Source organism: Sporosarcina gallistercoris (assembly GCF_050459885.1).
In the GTDB taxonomy this organism is placed as follows: domain Bacteria; phylum Bacillota; class Bacilli; order Bacillales_A; family Planococcaceae; genus Sporosarcina; species Sporosarcina gallistercoris_A.
This window is the reverse complement of sequence record NZ_JBCMNO010000009.1, coordinates 1-22,235: the sequence shown is the minus strand read 5'-3', so window position 1 is coordinate 22,235 and position 22,235 is coordinate 1. Positions and strand designations below refer to the sequence as shown.

Here is a 22,235-nt window from a genome sequence, read left to right as displayed (position 1 = left end):
TTTCTAAGGGAGCCTCCATATGTGTATTCAACTCAAGTACATTTAAATTTCGTCCTCATAGACAACGGAAGCGTCCGTCTTGCGTTTGTGAAGCATGCCAGCTGCTACTTCTTCAAGTGCTTTCCCGACATTCTTATAGGATGTGTAGGATACCAATTGTTCGTCCTTCTTCTCTTGCATTTCACGAGCTCTCTTTGCAGCGATAGAAACAAGAGTGTACTTTGAATCGATCTTCTCTTTTAGTGAATCAACAGATGGATATAACATTGTATTATTCCCCTTCCAACATAGCTAAATAACGTTCTTCCACACGTTCTCTACGGCAATGCTCAGCCATGACAATTGCATTGATGCGATCACACGCTTTCGTCACCTCATCATTTTCTACAACGTAATCATATAAGTCCATCATCTCCAGCTCGTCACGCGCTTTTGCAACACGTGATGCGATGACTTCACGAACTTCTGTCCCCCGGCCGACAAGCCGTTGCTCTAAATGCGAAAGACTTGGCGGCGCCAAGAAGATGAATAGCCCGTCCGGCATCTTTTCCCGCACCTGGGCAGCACCGACCACTTCGATTTCCAAGAAGACATCTCTTCCGGAATCGAGTGTTTCGTTGACATAGTCAAGTGGTGTCCCATAATAATTCCCGACGTACTCCGCATGCTCAAGAAGTTTTCCTTCTTCAATCAATCCTTCGAACACTTCACGCGGACGGAAAAAATAATCGACGCCATCCACTTCGCCTTCTCTTGGCTGGCGTGTCGTCATCGATATCGAATATTCATAATTGGTGTCCGGAGACGCAAAAAGCTCTTTCCGGACAGTTCCTTTCCCGACTCCTGATGGGCCGGAAAGAACAATCAAAAGTCCTCGTTGTTTAAACATGCAATCCCTCTTCTAATGTAGTCTCTCCAATCAAATCAGCCCTAATCCAGTTCGATCCGAAGTTTGTATTCGTATTATACCATATGTTAGCCGTGTAGTGCTAAAATGGAGGAAACGAAAAGAAAGAGGAATTCACATGGCATTTGACGGGTTATTTACAACCGCGATGAAACGCGAACTACAAATGATGGAAAGTGGTCGGATCACAAAGATTCACCAACCGAACGCGCAAGAAACCGTTTTCATTATCCGTGCAGGCGGTCAAAACCGAAAATTACTTTTTTCGGTGCATCCTTCATATGCACGTGTACAATTTACAGAAGAAACGATTCAAAACCCGAAAGAGCCGCCAATGTTTTGTATGACACTCAGGAAACACTTGGAAGGCGGGACCATTACAGCAGTTGAACAAATAGGAACCGATCGGATCTTGAAGTTTACGATCCGCTCGAAAAATGAAATTGGAGACGATATGGAACGGGCGATCATTTTTGAAATCATGGGCCGTCACAGTAACTTCTTACTGCTTGATCCGGAACGCAATATGATCATCGACAGTATGAAACACTTACCGCCGAGCGTGAACAGCTATCGCACAATCATGCCTGGGCAATCGTACATCCCAGCTCCTCCTCAAGATAAACGGAACCCTTTCACGCTCACTGAAGAAGTCTTTGAGCAATTGCTCCCGACATTCGAGACACCAAAAACGATCGTTCAGGAGCTATCAGGATTTTCGCCCATCCATGCGGAAGAACTGTTGTATCGATTAACCAATTCGGCAGAGCAATCGGCGTTTCAAACCTATCAGTCTTTCGTTCAGACATTCTCAGATGGACCATTCCATCCGAACACTGTTGAGAAAGACGGCAAGTTATTATTTTCTGCAGCTGAGCTGACATTTACACAAGAAGCTGAAATTTTATATCCGACATTGGGTGAATTGCTCGACAAAGTCTATTTTGCTCGTGCAGTGAGAGAACGGGTGAAAGCGCAAGCAGCGGATTTGGAACGGTGGCTCGATAACGAAATTGCGAAATTGAAGTTAAAAGTCCAAAAGTTGGAAAAGGAGCGCAATGATGCGGGACGCCTTGATACGTTCCAACTTTATGGCGAACTTCTTACAGCAAACAGTTATGCCATTGAGAAAGGGCAAAAAGAAGCTGTTGTGGATAACTATTACGAGCAAGGAACGACTGTCACCATTCAGCTCGATCCCCGGAAATCCGTGATCGATAATGCACAGCGCTATTTTTCCAAATACACGAAAGCGAAGAATGCACTGATTCAGCTGGCAAGTCAGTTGGAAAAAGCACACGAAGACATCGAGTATTTTGAAATGGTGAAACAGCAAGTCATGCAAGCATCTACCGATGATATCGATGAAATCCGTGACGAACTCGCGGAACTCGGTTTCATGAAAGCCCGTAAAAGCAAGAAAAAAGTGAAGCCGAAGAAGCCCATGCCGGAATCGTATGAATCGACTGACGGTGTAAAGATTTCTGTAGGGAAAAACAACCGCCAAAATGATTGGCTGACTTCCAAGCTCGCTGCGCGCAATCACATATGGCTCCATACAAAAGATATTCCAGGATCACACGTTGTGATTCACGATGAGGAGCCGAGCGACGCAACGATACAAGAAGCTGCCACACTCGCGGCTTACTTCAGCAAGGCTCGCGGCTCCTCGGCTGTACCTGTCGATTTCACTGAAGTGCGCCACGTGAAAAAGCCAAATGGTTCAAAACCTGGTTTTGTCATTTACTTTGAACAAAAAACGATTTTTGTTACGCCTGATGAAGAAGTCGTACGAAAATTGAAAGCATAAACTGAACCAGCAAGGCTTCGCGCCTCGCTGGTTTTTTTATATGGTTCTAGGAACCGCTCATAATTTGTTGAATTCGCTCATAAATTCAAGAAAATGATCATAAATAAGCGAAAACGCTCATAAATCACAAATTATGATCATAAATTCCTGATAGTGATCATAAAACGACAAAATCGCTCATAACCTATCCCTTAGCTTCAAGAAACTCCCCAATTCATCACGATTCACCATACGAATCCGCTATACGCCACCAAACGACACCTATCGAATACTGTCGATTAAAAAAACAGCAGCAAAAAAGAAGCATAGCGTAAAACGCCAGCTTCCGTCATTTACTGCAATGTGCCTGATTTTAACTTTTGGTGCCAATCCAGAAGGGAGGCAACGGATTCTTCCCGGATTGCTCCGGAGCGGGTTGCCACTTCAGCGAGGGCATTAAAGTCTGTAAGACTAGTATACGATAAACCTGCCTGTGCAAATGCTTGGTCTGCACTTACCAATCCGTATGTAAAGATGGAGACGACGCCTTCCACTTGAACGCCAGCTTCTAGCAGAGCGTCCGCTGCTGTCAAGCTGCTGCCCCCTGTAGAGATTAAATCTTCTACAATGATCGCACGGTCTTCCGGCTTCAATTTCCCTTCAATCTGCTTGCTTCTACCATGACCTTTCGCTTTAGAGCGGACATATACCATCGGCAACCCTAAAATATCCGCAATCCAAGCCGCATGAGGAATTCCAGCTGTAGCAGTTCCCGCGATCACAGTCGTTTCCGGGTAATTCGCTTTGATGGAGCTTGCCATTCCTTCAGCAATCCGTCGTCTTCCGCCTGGATCGGACATGATGAGACGATTGTCACAATAGATAGGCGATTGAATACCTGAAGCCCATGTGAAAGGCTCGTCTGGACTAAGTGTTACAGCACCCACGTGCAATAGAATTTTTGCAATTTCCTGTTTCGTCATCATTCACTCAGTCCTTTCCACTGTCGTGCTATTTCCTCATATGCCGCTAATGGCTCCGATGCCCCAGTAATCGAGCGACCCACCACTATATGTGTCGATCCCATTCTTTTCGCTTCAGCAGGTGTTGCGATTCGCTTCTGATCATGTGCTGCGTCATTTGCAAGACGAATTCCCGGTGTCACTTTCAGAAACTCGCGTCCACACACTTCAGCAATTGAAGTAGCTTCTAAAACGGAGCATACTACGCCATCCAACTTTGAAGCTTGAGCAAGTTTTGCATAGTGAAGGACTGAATCGTTCAACGACGTTTGTATGAGCTGCTCCCGTTGCATCTGCTCTTCCATTGTCGACGTCAACTGAGTGACCGCAATGATTGATGGCCGCTTGTTACCCGTTGGAGTGCCTTTATCCAACCCTTCAAGGGCTGCTTCCATCATGGATGAACCGCCTGCTGCATGTACATTCACTAAATCTGCACCTACGGAAGCAAGAGACATCATCGCAGACTTAACAGTGTTCGGGATATCATGTAATTTTAAATCTAAAAATACGTCGAACCCTTGCTCTTTGAGTCGATACACAATACTCGGACCTTCCTTATAGAAAAGTTGCATGCCTACTTTGACAAATGTACCGCTGGCAAACGGGGTGAGAAAGGATAATGCGGATTCTTGATGTTCGAAATCCAATGCAATGATTGGGGAGATGTTCATACCGCATGACTCCTTCCGATTAAATCTGTAATAGTTTCGAGCCCTAATTCATCCAGCAATGCGGGCAAAGCTTGAATAATCTCCGGACAGACGAATGGATTGACAAAATTTGCTGTACCAACTGCTACTGCACTTGCTCCAGCAGATAAAAAGTCGATGACATCGTCTGCATCAGCAACTCCGCCCATTCCGATGATCGGTATATTAACCGCTTTACTTACTTCATAGACCATTCGGATGGCAACCGGTTTCACTGCTGGTCCCGAGAGTCCACCTGTTCCGTTCGCTATGACCGGCTTTCCTGTTTTCCGGTCGAGGCGCATGCCGACTAAAGTGTTGATCATCGTAATCCCATCAGCTCCAGCATCCTCAACCGCTTTCGCAATCACTGTAATATCCGATACATTTGGCGATAATTTCACATATACCGGAACACTCGATACTGCTTTTACAGCTGAAGTCAACTCCGCTGCAAGTTGGGGGTCTGTCCCGAAGGCAATCCCGCCACACTTGACGTTTGGACATGATATATTCAATTCCAGCGCGTTGACGTTGGGTGCTTTAGAAATGGCCTCTGCTACTTGCACATAATCTTCCGTTTCAGAGCCTGCCACGTTTGCGATTATCGGAACGTCATGTTGAGCAAGTCGCGTCAACTCTTCTGCCATCACCCGATCCAATCCTGGATTTTGAAGACCGATAGCATTCAACATACCAGCGGCCGTTTCCGCTACACGAGGAGTTGGATTGCCAAAACGGGTTTCCAGCGTCGTCGCTTTTATCATGATTGCCCCAAGCTGTGACAAATCGTACAAATTTCCGTACTCTTTCCCGAACCCGAAACATCCTGATGCAGGCATGATCGGATTTTTAAGTGATAAACCGGGTAATTCAACAGCCAATCGGTTCATATCGCCACCACCCCCGCTTTAAATACAGGTCCATCCGAACAAACTTTGACGTATGGTATGCCTTGCCCTGGTTGGGTTTCACATACACAAGCGAAGCACGCGCCGATGCCACATCCCATACGCTGTTCGAAAGACAGGAATCCTGGCTGGTTTGGAAATGCCTGTTGCACGGCATGGAGCATCGGTGTCGGACCGCATGTGTAATACGTGGTGAAGTCAACAGGATTCCTTACGAGCGAATCCGTGACAAATCCTCGCTCACCTGCACTGCCATCTACGGTCACAATTCGTGTTTCTCCAAGAGCAGCGAATTCTTCTTCATAAAACACGGCATTGGCGGATTGAAATCCGAGAATATGTACACATTGCACTCCTTTAGCAGTCAATTCTTTTGACAGCTGGAACAAAGGAGGCACACCAATTCCTCCCCCGATCAGAAGGGCGGTCTCCCCTTGTGCGGAATTATGTGCCGAGAAACCGTTTCCGAGCGGTCCGAGGACATCCACTTCGTCTCCAATATGCTTTGCAGCCAATAACTGAGTGCCTCGTCCTTCCGCTCGGAAAATGAGAGTCATCTGTTGCTGCCCTTTATCATAAGAAGCGATTGAAATGGGTCTTCTTAATAACGGTTCAAACGTATCGGAAACACGTATATGAACAAATTGACCAGGTGAGGCGATCTCATTCACTAATGTCCCTTCAAGAACCATTTCTATAATGTTATCGGCGAGTTGTCGTGTTGCGCATATAGCCATTCTGTTCTGCACAATCATGCAAGAACCCCCTTCTATTTCTATCGATCGATCCGGTCCTCACTTCTGCTCTGAAAAGACTGTTTCTCCTGCGTACAATGTCAGTACCGGCCATCCAGTACATGTCACTCCAGTAAACGGTGTGTTTTTACCTTTGGATAAAAATGTAGTTGGATCAATTGCCTGCTCTGTCGTCAAATCGAGTAATACCAGATCAGCTAGAGCCCCTTCTTCGATTGAACCATATGGAAGGTCGAAAACGTCACAAGGTTTTTTAGTAAACCAATCGACAAGTTGCTTCAATGTCCAGTCGCCATTTTTTACAAAATTTGTATATAGTAACGGGAAGGCCGTTTCGAAACCAGTGATGCCGAACGGAGCTTTCTTGAACCCTGCAGCCTTTTCTTCAGCACTATGAGGTGCGTGATCCGTTGCGATGAAATCAAGCGTTCCGTCAAGCAGTCCTTCACGTAACGCAGCCAAATCCTCGTTACCTCTTATAGGCGGATTCATCTTCCAAACTGCATCATCTTCAGGAATATCGTGTTCCGTGAGCAATAAGTGATGAGGTGTGACTTCTGCCGTTACACGGATCCCCGCACGTTTTGCATCGCGGATTACGCGAACGGATTCTTTTGTACTGACGTGGCACACGTGATAGTGTGCACCCGCTGCCTCAGCCAGTAAAATATCCCGTGCGATATGAACCGATTCTGCAACAGACGGAATCCCCGGTATTCCGAGTTCCTTGTTGCGGATCCCTTCGTGCATCGCGCCCCCATAAATAAGCGTATTATCTTCACAGTGAGCAACGACTGCCATGTTCAACTTTGCAGCGTCTTGCATCGTTTCAAGCATCATTCCTGCTTCTTGGATTCCAACACCATCATCCGTAAACGCAAATGCTCCATGCTCTTTCAACTCTGCCAGATTCGTGCGTTCCTTTCCGGCCTCCCGGATTGTAATGGATGCATAAGGTAATACACGGATGACTGCATTCTTTTCGATTAATGCATTTACATGTTCGAGATTTTTAATCGTATCCGGAACAGGTCGGGTATTCGGCATCGCACAGATTGTCGTGTAGCCGCCTTTTGCAGCCGCTTTCGTTCCACTTTCAATCGTTTCCTTATGTTCACCACCCGGCTCACGTAAGTGCACATGAACATCGACAAATCCAGGTGCCAGGCAAGAACCGTTACCGTCAATCACTTCAGCATCCTTCACCTCAAGATTTTGTCCGATTTCTGCAACCTTGCCATCTTGAATTCGTACATCCTTTAACTCCTGTGGCGATTCGTCATATAGCCAAATATTTCGGAGCAGCTTGTGCATGAACATTTCCCCCTCTTAAAATCATTTCCATCGCAGCAGCACGGATATAAACTCCATTTTCTACCGCTTCATACACTCTTAACTTTGGATGAGTCGACAAGGATTCTGCAATTTCCACTCCCCAGTTGATCGGTGCAGGATGCATGATAATCGCATTTTCTTTCATCATCGCTGCTCTTTCAGCAGTTAATCCATATTGTGCGTGATACTCTTCTTTAGTAAAGCTCATCTCTTCGTCGTGACGCTCATGTTGAACACGCAGCAGCATGACCACATCCGCTCGTTCGATTACACCGTCCCAGCTTTTAACTGTTTCATAATCCCCGGACCATTCATCCGGACAGAGGTATTGCACGTTTGCACCAAGTTTTTGTAACGCTTCAGCGTTCGATGCAGCGACCCTGCTGTGTGATAGATCTCCAGCAATGACTACGTTGAGACCTTCGAAGTAGCCGAACTCCTCTTTGATTGTAAAGAGGTCCAATAAGGATTGGCTTGGGTGTTGTCCTGTACCGTCACCGCCATTGAATACAGGGATTTTAATTCCTTCAAGCTGCTTGTAATACTCTTTTTCCGGGTGACGGATGACCACTGCGTTAACTCCAAGTGCTTCCAGTGTTCTAACCGTATCGAAAAGCGTTTCCCCTTTCGTTGTACTTGAGTGGCCCGGATCGAATTGGATAATTTCCAACCCCAATTTCCGCTCAGCGATCTCAAAGCTTAGCTTTGTGCGTGTACTTGGTTCAAAAAACAAGTTGCTTACTAAATATTTCCCGGGCAATTCCCGAATACCATGACGCTTCAAGTATTCTGCATAGTTCAAGATTTCCATAATATTCTCTTCGTTAAATTGTTTCATCGTAAGTAAGTTATCCATTCTTTCGTCCTCCTCTTAGGTAGGGGAAGGTTTTAAAAAAACCTTCCCAGCATATAGGAAGGCCATTTATGTATGCAGGTCCCTTAAACAGTTCCTGTCACATAAACCTTTCCTTGTCTCTCTGTACAATGTTAAAAGGTCTAACGTATTCAGTTTTCCTTATCCACAAGCAATGGATCTTCTTTGACATCATCCATTGAATTCTTTTCACGGCCTGGTAGTGCCAGGTTCAGCACGACACCCACGATTGCGGCTAAAGCCATTCCTTCGATGTGGAAGGTTTCGCTGAAATTGATGGATGCACCGCCGATTCCAATGACGAGGATGACCGATGTGATGACGAGATTCCGCTGCTTATCGAAGTCCACTTGATGATCGACGAGCATGCGCAATCCGGATGAAGCGATAATCCCGAAGAGCAGGATTGAAATTCCACCAAGTACAGCTGTAGGTATGGTTGCAATCAGTGCCATGACTTTCCCCATGAAAGAGAAGAGAATCGCGAACACTGCAGCTCCAACAATCACGTAAACACTGTACACTCGCGTAATTGCCATGACCCCGATATTTTCGCCGTAAGTCGTTTTCGGCGGTCCGCCGAGCAACCCGCTTATGAGCGTACCGAGCCCGTCACCTAGCAATGACCGATTCAATCCAGGGTCCCGGATGAAATCACGGTCCACTACTTTTCCAAGTACAAGCTGGTGGCCGATATGCTCTGAAATCGTCACAATCGCAATGGGTACTATGACGAACAACAGAGTAGGAGTAACCACAAAGTCATAATCGATTCCTGGTATTAGGAACTCCGGAACCGCAAACCACTTTGCTTCAAGCACCGGTTGGAAGTTTAAAATACCGATGGCTGCTGAGTAAAGGTAGCCTACTATAATTCCGATCAACACCGGCATCAGGCTGATGACCCCTCGGAAAAACATGAGACAGATGATGGCAGCTGCTAATGTGACGAGTGCTGCGGAGAAATGCAGGAGGCTGTAAGTTGACACCCCCTCAACATCAATACGGCTGGCCATCCCAACGGCCGTCGGTGCAACCGCAAGCCCGATCACCATGATCACCGGACCAACAACGACTGGCGGCAGGATATTCATGATCCAATGATGTCCGGTCTTCCATATGACGAGTGATACAATCGCGTAAACGAGCGCTACAAACATACTTCCGATCATCGCGCTTCCGATCCCGCCTGTTTCAGTTGCGACTTGGATCGGAACGATGAAAGCGAAGGAAGAGCCAAGGTAAGCCGGAACTTTACCTTGTGTAACGACAACAAAGATGAGTGTTGCAATACCACTCGTAAGTAGTGCAATTGCCGGACTAAGTCCTACAAGCTGAGGGACTAGGATTGTTGCCCCGAACATCGCGAACATGTGCTGGAGACTTAATGCAAGCCATTTTCCACTTGCTGGTTTTTCATGTATATCCAATACTTTTTCTGCCATTTCAAGTGCGCCTCCAAGCGGTTTTCATTTATCGGGAATGGATGGTTACGCTGTCTTCCGAATCCGTTTCAACTAAGTTCACAACCACTTTTTCTTCACTTGAAGTAGGGATGTTCTTCCCGACGAAGTCTGGCCGGATCGGCAGTTCGCGATGTCCGCGGTCTACGAGGACGCCCAATTGGATGGATGATGGTCTTCCTAAGTCCATAACCGCGTCCATGGCTGCTCGCACTGTACGGCCTGTGTAGAGGACGTCATCGATTAAAACAACTTTTTCATCTGCTAAGCTGTAGTTGATGTCTACCTGTTTGACTAACGGCTCCTTGTTTTCGTATTTCAGCCCGAGATCGTCTCTGTAAAGGGAGATATCCAGTTCTCCTATACGGATCGGTTTGCCTTCGATTTGCTCAATCTTTTCTGCTAGCCGGTTCGCTAGAAAAGCTCCCCTGGTTTTGATACCAACTAAGATACAATGATCGATTCCTTTATTCCGTTCAATGATTTCGTGTGCGATGCGTGTAAGTGCACGGTTAATGGCACTTTCATCCAAGATGTTCGCTTTTTCTGCCATTTTAAACGCCTCCTTAAAATTTCAAAACATACTTGATCCTTAGTATTCCCACTAAGTCCAATTACTCACTTCCAAAGATTTCCCCATACAAAAAACCTTCCGGCCGTCTTTCGGGCAGGAAGGTTTGCGTGCGTGAATATAATCCAGCAGTCAACGCCCGCAAGCGTGACTTCTGAAAAACGTGCATCCTTCCCAACCTCTCTGGATTGGCGTTAAAGGTTCGCTATTAAGTTTCTATAATAAGCATACAGGTTGGATTTCTTTACGTCAACCTTTTTCAGCCTTCATCTCGCTTAGCAACTGTTTGAAGTCTTCCGGCAATGGCGCTGTGAACTCCATGTACTCTTCTGTGACTGGATGTACAAATCCTAGTGTCCCTGCATGAAGGACTTGACCATCATATTCAATAGTTTTTTTCGGACCATATTTCGGATCACCCGCAAGCGGGTGACCGATATATTTCATATGAACACGGATCTGATGGGTTCTTCCTGTCTCCAAACGGCATTCGACAAGCGTAAAGTCCCCGAATCGCTCCAGCACTTTAAAGTGAGTAACCGCATGCTTGCCTGTGTTTTCCACTGACATGCTTTGGCGATCTTTTTGGTTTCTTCCAATAGGTGCATCGATGGTTCCATTATCATGAGGAATATGTCCGTGGACGAGTGCCGTATAAACACGCGTTACAGATTTTTCCACGAGCTGATTGACGAGTGACGTGTGGGCTTTATCATTTTTAGCGACCATGAGCAGTCCGGACGTATCTTTATCGATACGGTGGACAATTCCCGGTCTCATGATTCCATTGATGCCTGACAAATCTGTGCAATGGTGCATCAGTCCATTTACGAGTGTTCCTGTTGTGTGTCCAGGTGCTGGATGGACCACCATCCCGCTTCTCTTGTTGACAACTAGGACATCGCTGTCTTCATAGACAATTTCAAGATTCAAATCTTCAGCTGGCATATTGAGTTCTTCAGGCTCCGGCTCATCGACTGTAAGGGTGTCCCCGGATTTCACTTTATAATTCGGTTTCACCGTACTGCCATTCACTAAGACAATTCCTTCTTTTACCCATTGCTGAATGAGCGTTCGGGACCAGTCTGCATTTGCAGATGCCAGGGCTTTATCAATCCGTTCACCTGCTGTATTTTCTTCAATCACGTATTGGAACTGTTCCATTATGCCACCTTATCTTTCTTGTTCTTTTTTTCTTCTAAAATCAAATGAAGGATCACCAGGACAACACCGGCTGTCAGGGCCGCATCCGCTACATTGAAAATCGGGAAATCATAATTCATGATCGGGATAAGCACGCTGACAAAGTCCACCACTTCGCCCCTGACCATTCTGTCAATAAAGTTTCCGATAGCCCCACCAAGCAACAGCATCAGACTCCACGCGAATAACGGTTCGTCCTTTCCTTCTTTTTGAAAGTAGTAAACGATTCCACCTACAACGGCAATCGTAACAATTGCAAATAACCACATTTGACCTTCAAGCATGCCCCATGCCGCACCACGATTCCGGTGAGACAACAAGCCTAGATACGGTTCGATTAAAGGAATTCGTTCTCCGATTTCCATATTAGCAGCGACCCACCATTTAGTCAGCTGATCTACCAAAATAACAAGCGCCGCAATACTATAATAAATGAACAACCCGGTTCCCTCCGTCCTGCAGTGTCTCTTTAAGTTTATCATACCCTAACCCGTCACGCGCAAGTCCAAACAGGGATGAATGAAAAAAGACGCTGCAAGACCCGAATAGACGGATTGCAGCGCCTGTTTAAATATTATGCATAATGATGTGCTACAACGTCTGCACAGCGTTCACACAACTCAGGATAGTCAGTGCTTGAATCGACTGTCTCTGAAATCGTCCAGCAGCGTTCACATTTTTCTCCCGCTGCTTTTTCAACAGCTACAAGACCTGTCGAAAGTGAAACTGCATTTTCAGGGATGTCGGATGAGGCAACAACGCTGAATTTCGAAACGATGAAGAATTGAGCGAAATCGATTTGCTCTGTTGCAAATAGCGGCGCCAATTCATCACGGACAGCTACCGTTACGTGCGCTTCCAATGATTTACCGATTGTCTTATTGTTGCGAGCTTCTTCCAGTGCTTTCAATACATCATCACGGACAAGCATTAACTGGTCAAACTGTGTACGCAGATCAGATGCTTCCAGTTCTTTTGCTTCCGGCATATCCGTTAGCTGGATGCTTTCTGCAGTTTCATGCTCCAAGTAAGCCCACATTTCGTCTGCTGTATGCGGCAAGATTGGCGCAACTAGCTTCAATAACGCCAGAAGTGCATCATACATCACGGTTTGCATAGCACGACGGTGTGGATGATCGGCAGCTTCGATGTATACAACATCTTTTGCGATGTCAAGATAGAACGAGCTCAATGTACCCGTACAGAACGAATTAATGGCATGATAGACAGTTGCGAATTCATATTGCTCGTAAGCCGTTCTCACATCACGGACCAAATCCTGAAGCTTCACATACACATACTGATCCACGGGGCGCAGCTCTTCAAATGCAACCGTATCTGTGCCTGGCGTGAAGTCTGATGTATTTCCGTGAAGGAAACGGACGGTGTTACGGATCTTGCGATATACTTCTGAAACTTGCTTGAAGTTTGAGTCGGAAACTCGGACGTCAGCAGTATAATCCACTGAAGATACCCAAAGACGCAAAATATCCGCTCCGAATTGGTTTGTCACTTTAGATGGGAGGATGACATTACCGATTGATTTACTCATCTTGCGTCCTTCACCGTCTAATGTGAACCCGTGGCTCAATAGGCCTTTATATGGTGCAATTCCATTGATTGCTACACTTGTTGTCAAAGAAGAGTTGAACCATCCTCGGTACTGATCAGATCCTTCTAGATAGAGATCTGCCGGATAGGACAGGTCATCACGTTCTTCCAGGACACCTTGATGGGTAGATCCTGAGTCGAACCATACATCCATGATGTCCGTTTCTTTCGTGAACGTACCATTCGGACTTCCATTATGAGAGAAATCTTTCGGAAGTAGCTCTTTCGTATCCCACTCGAACCAGATGTTAGACCCATGCTCACGGAATAACGCGGAAATATGGTCGATGGTTTCATCCGTAATGATGGGCTCGCCGTCTTCAGCATAAAACACAGGAATCGGAACACCCCAAACGCGTTGACGTGAAATACACCAGTCGCCGCGGTCACGGATCATATTGTAGAGACGGGTCTCACCCCAAGAAGGCGTGAATTCCGTCTTCCGGATTGCTTCAAGAAGCTCATCACGGAATGATTCAATCGATGCAAACCATTGGGCTGTAGCACGATAGATAACCGGCTTTTTCGTACGCCAGTCGTGCGGGTATGAGTGCGTGAAGAACGAAAGCTTTTCAAGCGCTCCCACTTCTTTCAACTTCTCTGTCACGGCTTTGTTGGCATCTTCATAGAATAATCCTTCAAATAATGGGGCTTCAGCCGTCATAACACCACGATCGTTAACTGGAGACAGTACTCCTAAACCATATTGTTTTGACACGTAGAAGTCATCTTCACCATGTCCTGGAGCGGTGTGAACACAGCCAGTACCAGCGTCTGCTGTTACATGCTCGCCTAGCATAACGAGTGATTCACGATCGTAAATCGGGTGACTTGCAGTCATGCGTTCAAGTTCGCGTCCTTTGAATTCCTCTGCTGTCGTGTAGTTTTCCCACCCTAACTCAGCAGCTAGGCTCTCAACTAGGTCTTTGGCTACAAGGAACTTCTTACCGTTTGCTTCTACAAGAGTGTATACAAAGTCAGGATGTACGGAAATCCCTAAGTTTGCTGGAATCGTCCAAGGAGTTGTCGTCCAGATCAAGAAGTTAACATCTGTATCCAACACGCCTTTACCATCACGAACCGGGAAGCTGACGTAGATGGAAGGAGATTTTTTATCCTGATATTCAATTTCAGCTTCAGCTAGAGCAGTTTCAGATGAAGGGGACCAGTAAACTGGTTTCAACCCTTTGTAAATGAAGCCTTTTTTAGCCATATCGCCGAACACTTTAATTTGACGGGATTCAAATTCAGGTTTAAGCGTGATATACGGGTTATCCCAATCGCCTCGAACACCCAGACGTTTGAATTGTGTGCGCTGGTTGTCAATTTGAGTCAGTGCATAGTCTTTACACATTTCACGGAACTCCGCAATGCTATGTTCCTTGCGTTTTACGCCTTTGTTTACAAGTGCTTGCTCAATAGGCAAGCCGTGTGTGTCCCAACCCGGAACATACGGGGCGTGGAAGCCTGTCATGGATTTGTGACGTACGATGATGTCTTTCAATACTTTGTTCAGCGCGTGCCCCATATGGAGATCTCCGTTTGCATAAGGAGGTCCGTCATGAAGGATGAACGTCGGTTTCCCTTTTGTCCGTTCCTGCACTTTCGCGTACATATTGTCCTTCTCCCATTGTTCTTGCATTTGCGGTTCTTTTGTCGGCAAACCGCCTCTCATCGGAAAGTCGGTTTTCGGCATAAGTAACGTGTCTTTATAATCCATTCCAATTCCTCCTTTGTTATAATAGCTCATTAATGATGGTATTTCGTTTCATTACAGCGGACGCTTTCCGAGGGGCTTGATTTCTTTGAATAAAAATAAAACATCAAAAAATCCCCGTCCCTGGAAAAGGGACGAGGATTGTGCTCGCGATACCACCCTAGTTGCAGCCGAAAAACTTGCGACTGCCTCTCGAACACCATAACGGGGTGTGCTCCGGGATTGCATTTCCGCAATCCGGCTCCAGAGTGATTTTCCTTTCCAACCTGCAACCGGGCTCCCACTATCCCCGACTCGCTAATCTGCAGCCTATTTGGAAAGTACTGTCTCTTTCAGTGCCTGTCATTCAATATGAACCATATTATAGGGGCGGATACCCCATAAAGTCAAGTGCCTGTTACTCTTGATCTGCAGCTGTTTGCAGTTGCTTTGTGTTCTGTTCATAATCAAGAAGTGTGTCCCAATCATCCATCTTCACTAAATCCAACTGTGCTTCAATCAGCATACGGAATCGATTACGGAATACTTTGGACTGTTTTTTCAAGTCCTCGATTTCCATTGAGATTTCGCGTGAACGAGATAAGGCTTCGTTGACAATGCGATCTGCATTCTTTTCAGCTTCTTTAATGATGAGCTTGGATTCTTGAGTGGAATTTCTCCGAACATCCTCTGCCGCTTCTTGAGCTATCATGATCGATTTCTGCAGCGTCTCTTCGATTGCATTGAAATGCGCTACTTGATCTTCGGTTTCTTTCAATTTGCGTGCCAGTTCTTTATTTTCCACGAGCAGGTTTTCATAATCTTTCATGAGTTGCTCAAGGAACTCATTCACTTCATCTTCGTCGTAACCGCGCCATCTGCTTCCGAACGTTTTATTATGTATATCAATTGGTGTAAGCGCCATGCAAGTCTCTCCCCTTTTGATGTTCGTTATTCGTTATACCGTTGACTATAACAGAAAACAGACTTTTTCTAAAGTCTGTCCGCTAAAAATCATTCCAACTTACCAGTAACCAAACGAATTTTGTCCTTCTTAGTCCGACCTTCAATCGCAACCACTTTGTATCGGCCATGTCCTCTGACAGAAAGAATATCAGACTCATTCAACTCAAATGAAGGTTGTTCCACAACCCGCCAATTCACTTTCACTTTCCCTCCATGGATGTATGTTCCGGACTTCTGGCGAGCGATATTCAACAATGCGGCAACGACCGTGTCCAGTCGAAGTGAACTGATGATTTGAGTCTCTTCAATCCAAACTTCTTCTAGCGCAATCCATTCTTCACGTTCAGGCAATTCAGTCAGCGAGAGTTTCGCTTTTCCAGCCGAAGTGAAATTGGCAGTTAAATACGTACTTAACTCCGATACACTCGCCAGCTGAACATCCCCATCTTTCAAACGGATGTCACCGAATTTCGCACGGTCCAAACCAAGTCCCATTAATGCACCGAGAACGGCAGGATGCTCGAGCGTCAGAAATTTGGATGCGTAACGAACATCAAATACAACAATTTGGAAATCTTCACGAGTCGGTTCGTAATAATCCGGGTAGATCAGCACCCTTTTCCGCTCTGCACCGTCAAATCCACCGTTCTCCGAAACGAGCAGACCACTTCCTTTTACGACGGATTCCACAATAAAGCGCTGGCGCGGATCAAGAAAATCGGTCAATTTAGGTGAATATAAGTCCTCGACCTCTCTCGCCCAGTCCATGACCATTTCAATAAAGGGCTGCTCTTCTTTTCTAAAATGTTGTAAGATGCCATCCATTGTACTCGTCTCCTTATAGAAAAATCCCCACAGCGTGAGGATGGGTTCAACTATTAGATCGTTTAGTTACTAATTCAAAGCATGCGTGAGAGCCAAATAAACACAGGTGCTAATCCTCTTCCGATCAGTTGCAAAGCAAACAATGCAACAATTGGAGAGATGTCAATCATTCCAAGGGGTGGAATAAAGTTTCTGAAAAACCCTAAATACGGTTCAGCGATTTTCTCAAGGATTCTTCCAAATTTAGTATCTCTTGAAGCAGGAACCCAAGACATCAGAATATAGATGACGAGCAGAATAGAGTAAATCGATAATGCAGAAGTTATTACTCGGTAGATTTGAATCAATAATAAATCCATTACAGTTGGTACACCTCATTCAGTTTCTTTCATTTAAATAGTCGGAGATCGATCCATTCACTTCCACGTTCTCCGGAACGCAGAGGAATATGTCAGTGCCAATTCGTTGGATATCTCCATTCAGCGCATACACCGATCCACTCAGGAAATCGACGATCCGAATACCTTGTTCGCGATCAATACGCTGCAGATTGACAATAACCGCGCGCTTATTCGTCAGATGCTCTGATATATCTTGAGCCTCGGCATAGACGCGGGGTTCTACTAAAATCACCTTCGACGACTTCTGGACGCTTTGCAAGCTCACAATGTTCCCGGCAGTCTGAGGTTCCTTGCGGTTCTGCTTTGGCAAGGGGGCGTTTTTCATCGCGGGTTGTTTGTTCGGCTTACGCTCCGGCTGTGTAGGAGCGATTTGTTGCTTGGCTGCTGACTCTTGCGCTGCCGCTTCTTCTTCATCAAGGTAAAACCATTTTTCGAATTTGTTTTTTATGCTCATACGTCTCCCTCGCTCTCCGAACCGACGAGTGCAGTCCCAATTCGCACATGGGTTGCGCCCTCTTCGATTGCAATACTGTAATCATTCGACATACCCATGGACAGTTTGGTTACAGGAGCGTGCTGCATTTTTTCAGCTGCAAGCTGATCCCGCAGTTCCCGTAATTCTCTAAAGACGTTTCGTATTGTATCTCGATTTTCTGTGAGTGGAGCCATCGTCATAAGGCCAATCACTCTTATTTTATCATAACTGCTTAACGACTCGATAAAACTTTGCGTTTCAGCCGGCGATAATCCTGATTTGGAATCTTCACCCGAAACATTGACTTGTACGAAACAATCAACCGGTTCAACTGCTCGCTTCTGGATTTCTTTTGCTAAGCTCAAGCGATCCAATGAATGCAAATAATCGACACGATTGATGATCTCTTTCACCTTACGACTCTGTACGTTTCCGATGAAATGCCAAACAGCCCCTTGAGGAATCACATGTTGTTTAGCCATAAGCCCTTCAGGACGGTTTTCACCTAAGTGGGTGATTCCTTGGTCCAAGACATGTTGTGTACGCTCTTCAGACACTTGCTTTGTGACTGCGATAACCGTAACTTCATCACGTTTTCTGCCGGCACGTTCACATGCCTGACAGATTGTCTGTTCGATTGTATTTATTCGCTGCGGTAATGGTAACATCCTAATCACTACTTTTCTTGATACTTTGTTCTATTGTATCAATCAGACGCCTAGTTATCAACGATAAGTCACTTCTTGGTCTCTTTCTTTTGAATAAGCACAATATCTTTTCCTATCGTTACAACCTCATCATAACCAAACTGCTTCTGATCTTTTATGCGCATCTCCATGAACAACGACCGTTCTGTATCACCGATGTGAAGCGTATCGATTTTACCATTCGTTATATCGATTGCGGCATCCTGAATGAACCCAAGAAATTTCCCGCGTTGCATATCGATCACTTCTTTTTTTTGAAATTCTGAAAAGCGCATAGAAATCCCCCTTTTTCATATTCTATGCAGATAGGCGTACAAAAAAAACGCAATGCAAGGGAGCATCGCGTCCTTATTTATTTGCTTTGTTCCATCCCTTCCCGAATTTGAGCAATCGCCTGCTTCTCCAAGCGGGAAATTTGAGCCTGCGAAATACCAAGTTCCCGAGCGATTTCCGTTTGTGTCTGTCCAAGATAAAACCTTTTCGACAAAATCAGCTGCTGTCGATTATCCAGTCCTGTCATCGTTTCCTTCATCGACACATATGTTGACCAGCGTTCTTCTGACACCGTCTTATCATGAAGTTGGTCCATCATATACACAGGATCTCCACCGTCTCCGTTCATCGGTTCGTGAAGAGACATTGGATCTTGTATGGCATCCAGAGCAAATAAGATATCTTCTTCAGGGATATCCGTCATTTTAGCCAAATCCGAAATTCTTGGTTCCTTTTGGTGTTCGTTGATGAATTCTTCTTTTGCACGGATTGCTTTATAGGCGATATCTCGAAGCGAACGAGACACTCGGACGGAATGATGATCTCTCAAATGACGCTTGATTTCTCCGACAATCATTGGAACTGCGTACGTTGAAAATCGGACATTGTGTTTTAAATCGAAGTTGTCTATTGATTTCAGCAGCCCAACACAACCTACTTGAAACAAATCATCTGCTTGTTCTCCACGATAGGCAAATCGCTGCACAAGGCTTAGGACGAGGCGTAAGTTCGCTGTTACGAGTTCATCTCTGGCTGATTCGTCACCGCTTTGCAGACGGATGAATGTTTCTTTCATGACTTCACTCGACAGAAGCGGCAAAGTAGATGTATCTATACCGCATATTTCCACTCTTGTACGTACCATCTGAATTCCTCCGTATTCTGTAGATGAATGTACGAGATAGCTTATCCTCTGAGTGGAGTTCTATGCGGTTTTCTAAAACGCCAATTTCAACCATTACGCAATCGGATGGTTCAAACGATCGCGAAGTTCAGATATGATCTTCTTTTCCAATCGAGAAATATACGATTGGGAAATGCCAAGTAAATCAGCAACTTCCTTCTGTGTCATTTCAATTTTACCTGTCAGTCCAAATCTGCATTCCATAATGTGACGTTCTCTGTCACTAAGAGTGGTTACAGCGTCAATCATATGTTGGCGCTCAATTTTCTTTTCAACATCATCTGTAATGATATCTTCATCCGTCCCTAAAATATCAGACAGCAGAAGCTCATTTCCATCCGCATCGGAATTGAGAGGTTCGTCAAAAGAAATTTCAGACCGGGTGCGATTGGTTTTACGTAAATGCATCAGGATTTCGTTTTCAATACAACGTGATGCGTAGGTTGCCAATTTAATATTTTTATCACTTTTAAACGTTTCTATAGCTTTGATCAAACCTATTGCCCCAATACTGATTAAGTCTTCAATATGTGTATTCGTATTGTCAAAACGCCGAGCAATGTAAACAACTAGACGCAAATTCTTTTCGATAAGGCGATCCCTTGCCTGTTGGTCACCCGCCATATAAGCTGCAATCGTTTTTGCTTCTTCTTCTCTCGTAAGTGGTTTCGGTAACGATTCATGTCCGCCAATGTAGTACGTACCATTCTTCTTCTTAAAGACTCCTGCAAGTACCGAAAGCCATTTCTTCAATTCATGTAGCATGAAGCATACCCCTTCCTTCTTCTCTAGTCTCCAATGCAGATACATGTAAGATAGCGGATGCACTGTGTGGGTAACGTGCATCATCAGCCGTTAAAACGATATACCCTTTTTCTAGTGCTCGATTCCCTTCCAATTCCCAGGCGTCAAAACGAATGCCAACAGCCCAATTGGCTCCATCTACCGTTTGAATCCGAATAAGACGCAATTGTTTACTGAATCGTTCTGGAAATTGTGACAAGTCCGGAATTGCTCCCTGTTCGTTCCCAACTTGCTGCAGGCTATGAAGTAAGTCATCAGGAATCATTTGCTTAACAGCTCGTAGCGATACAAAATGAACAGGATCATTGGACAACGGTTCTGTACAGCTATTGCCTGTGTCGATAAACACGCGCAGTTGTATCGAAGAATTGAAAAGTTGCAATACCGAGCTGCACGCAAATTCTGAAAATCTACTGATTTTCCGTACATCGAGCCATTTCATTTTTACTAATTGAAGACAACAATAAGCAAGTGCAGCATAAAAGATTAATCGATACTGAAGACTTTGCCCCCATTGACTGAATGGAAGTGCCGATAACAGTCCGCCAGCTACAAAAGCGCCTATTAGCACTAACCCGACCGATGCTTTCCAGATACGTGCAGAAAAACCGAATGCACAGCTTATCATGATTGCAAACGCTGTCAACGACGCAACGAAGGAGTCAGGGAAAGCAACCGCAGGAATAGAACCCGCAAAAGCTGCAAGCGCTAATCGCTTATTGCTGATTTTTGTGTTCCCGATCGCATTGGCAAATGACAGGACTGTATAATTGAAAACCATATTAATGACAATCATGACTTCCCCATACATAGGCTGTCCCCCTTGTTTGCAAGACTACCATTTTTACATTACGAGTTTTGTCACTTTACGGAATGACCTCAAAGAAAAGTTCGACAGATTGTTTGAGTAAAAAAAACCTCCGGCTCAATTGCCGGAGGTTTCAGACTGTAGACAAAAGGGTTGGAAATCGAAATGATTTCCAACCCTTTTGATTTTTGAACGTATAAATCTGCAACTGGTCAAGAGCCGTTGATCTCCGTTCCGGGCGGACGCTTTCCAGGGGGCTTGCCCTCAGCCTCCTCGTCGCTTCGAAAGCAAAGATGTGCTCCCAACGTTTCACTTATGCTCGCAAAAGCCGTTCTTCGTTACGACTTTTCCTGCGGGGTCTTCGCGCTGCGCTGATTCCCCGGGAGTCGCCGCCCTGCTCTCCAATCAACTCCATATCCCACAGGACTTTCCATATGTATGCGAATTTTCCCTTACAGGTGGGCTCCATGTCCAGCTTGCAAGTTTCTTCAGATTTTGGCAGCGAAAGTAAGCATCGCTTGCATAGACATTTTTTTAAGTCCCCTCAGGGTTGTCCCTCGCATACGATGCTTCTCTTTGGCGTCGGCAAAGAATCGTTCAACCGTCTCTTTGCGTTTCCCGTGTATTTCTTTGATTTCATAATGGTGTCTCAAGTCTTCTGCTACATCTAGATAGTCTTGCCAGATATGACATTGAATCAGCTTTTGTTGATTTTTACTTTTCGTACACTGACCGATTACTGGACAAGATGCACAAATGGAAGGTGCCGATGCATATTGGCGATACCCTTCCTTCGTTGTCGCACGGTAATTGAGCACTTGTCCTTCTGGACAAAGATAACAATCGAAATGCTCATCATAAACGTACTCATTTTTCTTGAAGAAGCCTTCCTTTGTCATAGACCGTTTATAAGGAAGCACCGGCAATATCTGATTTTCTAGGAGATAGTTTGCCATAGCTGGTGTCTTATAGGCAGCGACAGCCAGTGGACGTTTTACCTTATCCATAATTTTTTGGACCAACGGTTGAAGCATATTGCTATCGTGATCATTACCGGGAGTGACGATATTTGCGAGCACAATAATGAGTACAACTGGATCTATGCTGGGTCTCCCAAATAATGAATATAGATCTTCAACCAATGGATAAATGAAAGAAAAATCAATTGCTGCATCTAATTTACGAACCAAATGGTCTTGCGGAACTAACTGTTCGATTGTAAGCATTTCCATCTGTTCCCGTT

At 45.3% G+C, this 22,235-nt stretch carries 23 protein-coding genes, 1 pseudogene and 1 other annotated feature; of the genes and pseudogenes, 1 reads left to right on the top strand and 23 read right to left on the bottom strand.

What is annotated here, in order from left to right; genetic code table 11:
• Nucleotides 1-42: 42 nt before the first annotated feature.
• On the bottom strand, nt 43-267 hold the full coding sequence (gene rpoZ, locus ABE021_RS06640; RefSeq protein ID WP_430287606.1) for a DNA-directed RNA polymerase subunit omega: 225 nt from the start codon (nt 265-267) through the stop codon (nt 43-45).
• A gap of 4 nt (nt 268-271) precedes the next feature.
• Nucleotides 272-889: a guanylate kinase gene (gmk, locus tag ABE021_RS06635; protein ID WP_430287604.1), complete on the bottom strand. Its 618-nt coding sequence runs from the start codon at nt 887-889 to the stop codon at nt 272-274.
• Between the two features lie 136 nt (nt 890-1,025).
• On the opposite strand from gmk, the gene ABE021_RS06630 reads away from it, so the two are divergent.
• Nucleotides 1,026-2,717, top strand: coding sequence for an Rqc2 family fibronectin-binding protein (locus ABE021_RS06630; protein WP_430287602.1), 1,692 nt, complete (start codon nt 1,026-1,028; stop codon nt 2,715-2,717).
• Between the two features lie 332 nt (nt 2,718-3,049).
• On the opposite strand, the gene pyrE is transcribed toward ABE021_RS06630, so the two are convergent.
• From pyrE to ABE021_RS06525, 21 genes and pseudogenes are all read right to left on the bottom strand, one after another.
• Nucleotides 3,050-3,682 (bottom strand): orotate phosphoribosyltransferase, encoded by a 633-nt coding sequence (gene pyrE, locus ABE021_RS06625; protein WP_430287601.1) that lies wholly within the window; start codon nt 3,680-3,682, stop codon nt 3,050-3,052.
• Nucleotides 3,679-4,392 carry an orotidine-5'-phosphate decarboxylase gene (gene pyrF / locus ABE021_RS06620; RefSeq protein ID WP_430287599.1) on the bottom strand — a complete coding sequence of 238 codons (714 nt, stop codon included), beginning with the start codon at nt 4,390-4,392 and terminating at the stop codon, nt 3,679-3,681. The genes pyrE and pyrF overlap by 4 nt, the downstream gene beginning before the upstream one ends.
• Entirely contained in the window at nt 4,389-5,303 is a 915-nt protein-coding gene (locus tag ABE021_RS06615; protein ID WP_430287598.1) for a dihydroorotate dehydrogenase, read from the bottom strand. The genes pyrF and ABE021_RS06615 overlap by 4 nt, the downstream gene beginning before the upstream one ends.
• On the bottom strand, nt 5,300-6,076 hold the full coding sequence (locus tag ABE021_RS06610; RefSeq protein WP_430287596.1) for a dihydroorotate dehydrogenase electron transfer subunit: 777 nt from the start codon (nt 6,074-6,076) through the stop codon (nt 5,300-5,302). Before ABE021_RS06610 ends, ABE021_RS06615 begins: the two co-directional genes overlap by 4 nt.
• Nucleotides 6,077-6,115: 39 nt before the next feature.
• Nucleotides 6,116-7,390, bottom strand: a complete 1,275-nt coding sequence (locus tag ABE021_RS06605; protein WP_430287594.1) for a dihydroorotase — start codon at nt 7,388-7,390, stop codon at nt 6,116-6,118.
• Nucleotides 7,356-8,267 (bottom strand): aspartate carbamoyltransferase catalytic subunit, encoded by a 912-nt coding sequence (locus tag ABE021_RS06600; protein ID WP_430287593.1) that lies wholly within the window; start codon nt 8,265-8,267, stop codon nt 7,356-7,358. The genes ABE021_RS06605 and ABE021_RS06600 overlap by 35 nt, the downstream gene beginning before the upstream one ends.
• 149 nt (nt 8,268-8,416) lie before the next feature.
• A complete protein-coding gene (locus ABE021_RS06595; protein WP_430287591.1) occupies nt 8,417-9,730 on the bottom strand; it encodes a solute carrier family 23 protein in 1,314 nt (437 codons plus the stop codon).
• Between the two features lie 28 nt (nt 9,731-9,758).
• Nucleotides 9,759-10,301: a bifunctional pyr operon transcriptional regulator/uracil phosphoribosyltransferase PyrR gene (pyrR, locus tag ABE021_RS06590; protein WP_430287590.1), complete on the bottom strand. Its 543-nt coding sequence runs from the start codon at nt 10,299-10,301 to the stop codon at nt 9,759-9,761.
• A gap of 267 nt (nt 10,302-10,568) precedes the next feature.
• A complete protein-coding gene (locus tag ABE021_RS06585) occupies nt 10,569-11,483 on the bottom strand; it encodes an RluA family pseudouridine synthase (RefSeq protein WP_430287589.1) in 915 nt (304 codons plus the stop codon).
• On the bottom strand, nt 11,483-11,962 hold the full coding sequence (gene lspA / locus ABE021_RS06580) for a signal peptidase II (protein WP_430287587.1): 480 nt from the start codon (nt 11,960-11,962) through the stop codon (nt 11,483-11,485). Before lspA ends, ABE021_RS06585 begins: the two co-directional genes overlap by 1 nt.
• 134 nt (nt 11,963-12,096) lie before the next feature.
• Nucleotides 12,097-14,853 (bottom strand): isoleucine--tRNA ligase, encoded by a 2,757-nt coding sequence (ileS, locus tag ABE021_RS06575; RefSeq protein WP_430287585.1) that lies wholly within the window; start codon nt 14,851-14,853, stop codon nt 12,097-12,099.
• A gap of 124 nt (nt 14,854-14,977) precedes the next feature.
• Nucleotides 14,978-15,195: a binding site (T-box leader), on the bottom strand.
• Between the two features lie 52 nt (nt 15,196-15,247).
• Nucleotides 15,248-15,754: a DivIVA domain-containing protein gene (locus ABE021_RS06570; protein ID WP_430287583.1), complete on the bottom strand. Its 507-nt coding sequence runs from the start codon at nt 15,752-15,754 to the stop codon at nt 15,248-15,250.
• An 89-nt stretch (nt 15,755-15,843) separates the two neighbouring features.
• A complete protein-coding gene (locus ABE021_RS06565) occupies nt 15,844-16,620 on the bottom strand; it encodes an RNA-binding protein (RefSeq protein ID WP_430287581.1) in 777 nt (258 codons plus the stop codon).
• 74 nt (nt 16,621-16,694) lie between these two features.
• Nucleotides 16,695-16,979, bottom strand: a complete 285-nt coding sequence (locus tag ABE021_RS06560) for a YggT family protein (protein WP_430287579.1) — start codon at nt 16,977-16,979, stop codon at nt 16,695-16,697.
• 19 nt (nt 16,980-16,998) lie between these two features.
• Entirely contained in the window at nt 16,999-17,475 is a 477-nt protein-coding gene (locus ABE021_RS06555; RefSeq protein ID WP_430287576.1) for a cell division protein SepF, read from the bottom strand.
• Nucleotides 17,472-18,164: a YggS family pyridoxal phosphate-dependent enzyme gene (locus tag ABE021_RS06550; RefSeq protein ID WP_430287574.1), complete on the bottom strand. Its 693-nt coding sequence runs from the start codon at nt 18,162-18,164 to the stop codon at nt 17,472-17,474. The genes ABE021_RS06555 and ABE021_RS06550 overlap by 4 nt, the downstream gene beginning before the upstream one ends.
• Before the next feature lie 68 nt (nt 18,165-18,232).
• On the bottom strand, nt 18,233-18,478 hold the full coding sequence (locus ABE021_RS06545) for a PRC-barrel domain-containing protein (RefSeq protein WP_430287573.1): 246 nt from the start codon (nt 18,476-18,478) through the stop codon (nt 18,233-18,235).
• 77 nt (nt 18,479-18,555) lie between these two features.
• A complete protein-coding gene (gene sigG / locus ABE021_RS06540; protein ID WP_191688355.1) occupies nt 18,556-19,341 on the bottom strand; it encodes an RNA polymerase sporulation sigma factor SigG in 786 nt (261 codons plus the stop codon).
• 93 nt (nt 19,342-19,434) lie between these two features.
• Complete coding sequence (gene sigE, locus ABE021_RS06535) at nt 19,435-20,145, bottom strand: RNA polymerase sporulation sigma factor SigE (protein WP_430287572.1); 711 nt, start codon at nt 20,143-20,145, stop codon at nt 19,435-19,437.
• On the bottom strand, nt 20,135-20,995 hold the full coding sequence (locus tag ABE021_RS06530) for a sigma-E processing peptidase SpoIIGA (RefSeq protein WP_430287570.1): 861 nt from the start codon (nt 20,993-20,995) through the stop codon (nt 20,135-20,137). The genes sigE and ABE021_RS06530 overlap by 11 nt, the downstream gene beginning before the upstream one ends.
• A gap of 402 nt (nt 20,996-21,397) precedes the next feature.
• A pseudogene (locus tag ABE021_RS06525) lies at nt 21,398-22,059 on the bottom strand (transposase); the annotation flags it as partial.
• Nucleotides 22,060-22,235: the final 176 nt, after the last annotated feature.